This is a genomic window from Bacillus cereus group sp. BfR-BA-01355, from assembly GCF_022663675.1.
GTDB lineage: Bacteria > Bacillota > Bacilli > Bacillales > Bacillaceae_G > Bacillus_A > Bacillus_A thuringiensis_S.
The window spans coordinates 1-5,777 of record NZ_JAKUFY010000184.1 but is presented as its reverse complement, the minus strand read 5'-3'; the positions used below and the strand labels follow the sequence as shown (position 1 = coordinate 5,777).

Genomic DNA, 5,777 nt, shown 5'->3' with positions numbered 1-5,777 from the left:
TGAACACATATTAGGGGTATTTGGTTTGCATTCTATTCGGCTTGAAATTTCTGGAATCCAATCAATTATAGCTCTAAAAAACAGTTGACTAATCGTAAGAAAGACACCCAATTAAACAAACATAACTTCATATGATATATTCCATCCTATCTTTTTAGAGTGGATAGTCGTTACAGAAGGGCACTCTCTGGAGTGCTCTTACATTTTCATACCAAATAGCGTTTTTATAAACAACTTGTCACCTTTAAATCAGACAAGCATATATTATTGTATGGGGCACTCCACTCCATAAGTTTAACCCTTTTAGTCTAGATGCACACTTATATGTGTGCTCTTTTTTATTCACTTGAAATAACGATTTTGTTCAATAGAAAGAGAACATCCGGGGCAGTAGACGCTCTTAATACAATTGGAGTTTTAACTGAATAAATGGAATAGGCGCGGTTAAGCTTATCCTGTACTTTAATAAAAAGTAAAAAGACACCTTAATTAGGTGTCTTTTCAGAGTGCCAGAGGTAATCTATATGTTGGATAGACCTTTCTATATCATTGTATGACTATCAATTCTTGTTATGCCTAAAAAAGGTTTTTAATACGTTAATTGTGTAGTTTTAACATAACAAAGAATAAGAATCTGTTATGGACACTTTTTCTACCCCTGTATCGTTAATTAATTTGCACACAATTCAATTCAAATTTACATATGCTACTGTATGCTACACATGCATCTAGATCACCTATGGGCAGGCATGATCTGAAAGTTCACTTTAAGCGCGCTATATAAGCGCTTTTTTCATGCGTAAATAATCTCTACAAAATGAAATTATCATTATTATATTTCCTTCCGAATAACATTTCCAATAAGGTTTATACTATAAAAGTAACTTTAAAGTTACACAACCTAACTTGTAGGGCCTAATTTTCTTTTGTACAACAAGTAGTTAGCCAATTAAGCTGGCTGCTTTGTTGTGTCAAATGAAATTTATACTCGAATTTATACTTCACTTCTTCTATTAGCCAGAATAAGGTATTACAATTATTAGCTTCAATTTTTTTCATACCAAGCACACACCTTTTCAGTGTAATAATATCCGTATGTCCAAGGTTTATAGATTTTTTGCACCAGAACCAAAAATAATTTTATTACACCATTTCATATTTACATAAAAAATCCACACTTAACTAGACTCCTATACTCACACCATCCTTTCTAGACGAGCATAAGATGTACTAACGAATGAAAGGGGGTAATTTTGATGGGTTTTGGTTTTGGGGGAGGTTATGATTTCAATAGATGTGATGATTGGAGAGATCAGCACAGAGATCATCACCGAAAAGAAGAAAACATTAGACAGGTGAATAATAATCCAGAGTTATTACAATTCTTAAGAACATTAACTCCTGGTACTTGTATTGTTCTTCAATATGATTGCCAACCACCTACAAGTGCAACATTCCAAGGTTTTCAAGGAAACAACGTAATTATTTTATCTGACTTCGATTGTTTCCCAGGATTAGCACGTATTGCAATTAACAAAATTAACGTAATCTCTATAAATTCACCTGATTGTGATCGTTTCTGCTGTAAACGTCGCAGACATTGTAAAGAATGTGACGAACATAAACATGATCATAGAGAAGATTAATAAGTTTTAATTAAAGGAAAAATCTTTCCCTTAATTTATAAGCCAATTTGCAAGAAAAACACCTATTACAAAATAGGTGTTTTTCTTTTCTAAATTTCATTTCACTTAACTAAACATAAATAACAAACTATTCCATATATCGACCATATATTATTGTAAGGTCGGCATCCAAATGACCCAAATAAATACCCACGCCAAGAAATAAAACTACAAAGTATTTCTTGGCACCTTTTACATAAAATTAATTTATTAAAAATGTACAAACATAATTGAAACTCTGCACATATAATGTATTCTACCTTTCTATTATTTTATTGAAGGGATTTATCTTATATAAATCCCTTCTTTTTAAATATTAAAATAATTCAATCAATCTACATAATATAATAATCCCTAAAAACAAAATAAGATAAGAGTCTTCACCCTCTTATCTTTTCCTAAAAATTCATTTGCATTATATATTATGAAATAAGGAAATTGATTAATGAATTAGTTTCTTTATCAATTTCCCAATTAGCTAATTTATTTAAAATAAAAACTACTAATTTCAACAATTGTACAAGCCATTTTATATTACTTACATACATTAACAATGAGATGATAATCATCTTATACCCCAAAACCCTAAATTACCTGTTCGGTAACTATCTTTAAAAGATAGAAAAAAGGGCAGTTTTTAACTGTCCTTTTTTATTTTTACTAAGATACATATTTCGGAAATTAAACGCCCCTTACTAATAAATACATATATTATATGGTGCTCCAACACACTGTGAACTACCCGCCACTTAACGTCCTAACGGACTGTTTGAAGTGGGGGCTTCTCGGTTAGTCGTTACTTTTGGTAGCTAACGAATTCGTCCTAAGACAGCCGAGCTAACTCCCTTGTTCCAAGGGTTATTTTATTGCTATCTATGCTAACGCCAATAGGCGTATTGCTTCATTTTTGATATTGATAGCTGCGTTATAATCTCTATCGAGATTTACACCGCATATACAAGAATAGACTCGCTCAGACAATGACATATTTTTTACATTTCCACAACTACTACATGTTTTTGTGGAAGGAAACCATTTGTCTATTTTCACAAGCTGTTTGCCTTGTTCATTTAGTTTATAAGCTAAGAAAGAAGTGAACATACCCCAAGCATTATCAGCGACACTTTTTCCAAAATGAAGTGCTTGCGATATTCCCTTCATATTTAGATCTTCAATAGCTACAACATCAAAATGAGTAGCTAACTCTTTAGACTTATGATGAAGGAAGTTCTTACGTTGGTTTGCTACTTTTTCATGCAGCTTAGCTACACGGATACGTTGTTTATTCCAACGCCCTGAACCTTTTGTACGTCTTGATAATACTCGTTGAGCATTTGCTAATCGGTCTAACATTTCACGATAGAACTTAGGATAATTGGCTCTCTCATCCTCAGAACTGACGTATAATTGATCCATCGCAAAGTCTAACCCAACAAATGTTTCTACTTCTTTTTGTACGATCTCTTTTTCATATTCAGTCAAAATGGACACATAGTATTTACCAGTAGGTGTCATAGAAATCGTACATGACTTGATTATATGGTCTTGTGGTATTTCTCTATGCTGTTTGATACGTACCATTTTCAGTTTTGGCAATTTGATATGACCGTTAAGCAACATAATATTTCCGTTCACTACATTCGTTGTATAAGACTTTCTGTCTTTTTTGCTTTTGAATGTTGGGAAGTCATTTTGACCACTAAAGAAATTTTTATAGGCAGTTTGCAAGTTTAGTTGAGCATTTGCCAAAGCTAATGAATCAACTTCTTTTAACCACTCAAATTCTGCTTTGTATTTTGCAGGAGTGGGAATCTTTTGTTTCTTGAGTTGATCCTTATCATCTTTATGTTTTTCATACGCTTCTTTTCGTTCAGCTAACATTCTGTTATACACGAAACGTACACAACCTAAGGTTTTACGCATAAGATGTGCTTGGTCTTCTGTTGGATACAAACGGAATTTATATGCTTTATTCTGCTTTGTCATATCATTTCACCTCACTTTTCACTTTGATTTTCAATATATGTTTTTACTACGTTTATTGGCGAACCACCAGTAGTTAGCAAGCAAAAACTTCTTGACCAAAACATCTCTTTCCAAAGTTTCTTTTTCACTTGTGGAAATTCTCTTTTAATGATTCGAGAACTTGCACTTTTATAAGCATTGATGAATTTTGTCATTTCTGTATTAGGGTATGCCTTGAACAAAATATGAACATGGTCTACATCATGATTCCATTCAACTAATGTGATGTTATAGTTTTCAGATAGTCGAACAAACATATCTTTTGCATAGTCTGACATATCATCATCAAACACATTTCTTCTGTATTTCACGACCAACACAAGGTGATAATACAACAAGAATACTGAATGGTTATTACTATCTAATTTCACTTTAAATCTAGTATCTTTTTCTTCTTATATTCTTTTTAATATATTCATAAATTTTATCCATAACAAACGTTTCATGTTCTATCCAAATGGCTTCAGCTTCTTCCAATGTAACTACTCTTACTAATTTCTCAATTGCTGTGTCTTTAACTAAAAATGTAGCTACAGCGCCTGTAGCTGTTGAATACTTATTGATAACTAAATTTATAATGTTATCAATCTCTAATACTATATCATTATGAGAAACCTTCTTATTTTGACTACTTTTGTTTGGTATTTCTTTATCAGACAATTCTTTTAATCGGGAATTTAAAGTGAATTCTACATAACCTATTGGAGAACTAATATCTGAACGAAATCTTATATCCTCAATTATTTCTAATACAATTTCTTTATGAGCTTCCCATTTTTTTAACACTTTAGGAAATACTTTTTCTTTACAACGTTCTTCAAATCTTTTAATTTTTTGTTCAAATGTATTGGGCTGTTGAAATTTATCTAAATTCTTTTCAAAATGAACTAAATTGTTATCTTTCTTTTTTTGACTATAGATAATAAATTTGATTTTTTGTACTTTCCTGCCTAATTTAATTTCTTCAAATTCAAAAGAAATATCTGTTTTTTGATTCAATTCTTTTTGAGAAGGTTTTAATACACGTTGCTTAAAATTCGCATAGTTAGGGTATATATCCATTGCATCCAAGTAATACCTTAAATTTTGAAGACTAATTGTACGTTCCTTTAAATCTTCATATTGCTTTAGTAGTTCATAAATACGTATAGCGTATGTACTTTTCAATTTAATAACATTAGCTAATCTATAGCTTGTAAACTTGTTGCTTAATTCTAATAGAAATGGCTTTAATAATGGATCGAAACGCATATCAATTGTTCCTTTATTTCTATTGTAAATTGCTGAAGACAGCCAAGATACCTGCATCAGATCTTCTCCAGTACGAATTTCAATTACTTTTGATAGTAATTCTTTAGTAATTTTACTTAACTCCGAATATTTAGTAGATCCATTTAGATCAAGTAGATCATGAAAATGTTTAATCGAGAATGTGTAGGTTTTAAAATCCCAATCATTAGGCTCAATATTACTAGCCAAACAAAGTAATATTTTTTGTTCTACTAAATTTAAACGTGAATTCGCTTCAATTAAAGTATTTGATTTTGAAACAATATTATTTTCTTTAATCTGCAAATCTTTACTATCAGACATACCTACATACGTCCCTTCTTTCTTACCTCTACTGTTCTACTAACTATAACAAGTATATTTCCTTTGCTGCATTTTATTTTTGTTTATTCAGAAAATTACACTCTCACTATTACAGTTAACAAGCCCTTTGTTCTATATAAAAGTATTCCGAAAATCGTTTGAATAGTAACATCTTTTTTGGAAATATTTACATTTATAAAGTATATAACTAAATTTGTTATCTTTAGAACAGTTTTGTTATGCTTATAATCAAATTTGTTATTTTCAGAACCAGTTTTGTTATAGTTAAAACTATTATCTTTAGAAATATTTTTGCTAGAGTTAAGCAACCAAATTTGTTACCTTTAAAACCATCTTTGTTACAGTTAAGGAACCAAATTTGTTACCTTTAAAACCATCTTTGTTACAGTTAAGGAACCAAATTTGTTACCTTTTAAACCATCTTTATTACAGTTAAGCAACCAAATTTGTTAC

General features: G+C 30.7%; 5 protein-coding genes. 1 reads left to right on the top strand and 4 read right to left on the bottom strand.

The genetic code is table 11. The features are described 5' to 3' along the window. Positions 1-1,256 precede the first annotated feature (1,256 nt). The gene (locus tag MR167_RS29975) at positions 1,257-1,646 is read left to right on the top strand and encodes a hypothetical protein (protein ID WP_242316127.1); all 390 of its coding nucleotides are present in this window, start codon (positions 1,257-1,259) and stop codon (positions 1,644-1,646) included. A 461-nt stretch (positions 1,647-2,107) separates the two neighbouring features. Here MR167_RS29975 and MR167_RS29970 read toward each other — a convergent pair whose 3' ends face one another. The 4 genes from MR167_RS29970 to MR167_RS29955 all read right to left on the bottom strand — a co-directional run bounded on the left by MR167_RS29970 (position 2,108) and on the right by MR167_RS29955 (position 5,303). After that, positions 2,108-2,254, bottom strand: a complete 147-nt coding sequence (locus MR167_RS29970; RefSeq protein ID WP_242316126.1) for a hypothetical protein — start codon at positions 2,252-2,254, stop codon at positions 2,108-2,110. A gap of 304 nt (positions 2,255-2,558) precedes the next feature. Next, positions 2,559-3,671 (bottom strand): RNA-guided endonuclease TnpB family protein, encoded by a 1,113-nt coding sequence (locus tag MR167_RS29965; protein ID WP_242316125.1) that lies wholly within the window; start codon positions 3,669-3,671, stop codon positions 2,559-2,561. Between the two features lie 11 nt (positions 3,672-3,682). Beyond that, positions 3,683-4,081 (bottom strand): IS200/IS605 family transposase, encoded by a 399-nt coding sequence (gene tnpA / locus MR167_RS29960; RefSeq protein WP_242316124.1) that lies wholly within the window; start codon positions 4,079-4,081, stop codon positions 3,683-3,685. A gap of 7 nt (positions 4,082-4,088) precedes the next feature. Further along, on the bottom strand, positions 4,089-5,303 hold the full coding sequence (locus tag MR167_RS29955) for a replication initiation protein (RefSeq protein ID WP_199689531.1): 1,215 nt from the start codon (positions 5,301-5,303) through the stop codon (positions 4,089-4,091). Positions 5,304-5,777: the final 474 nt, after the last annotated feature.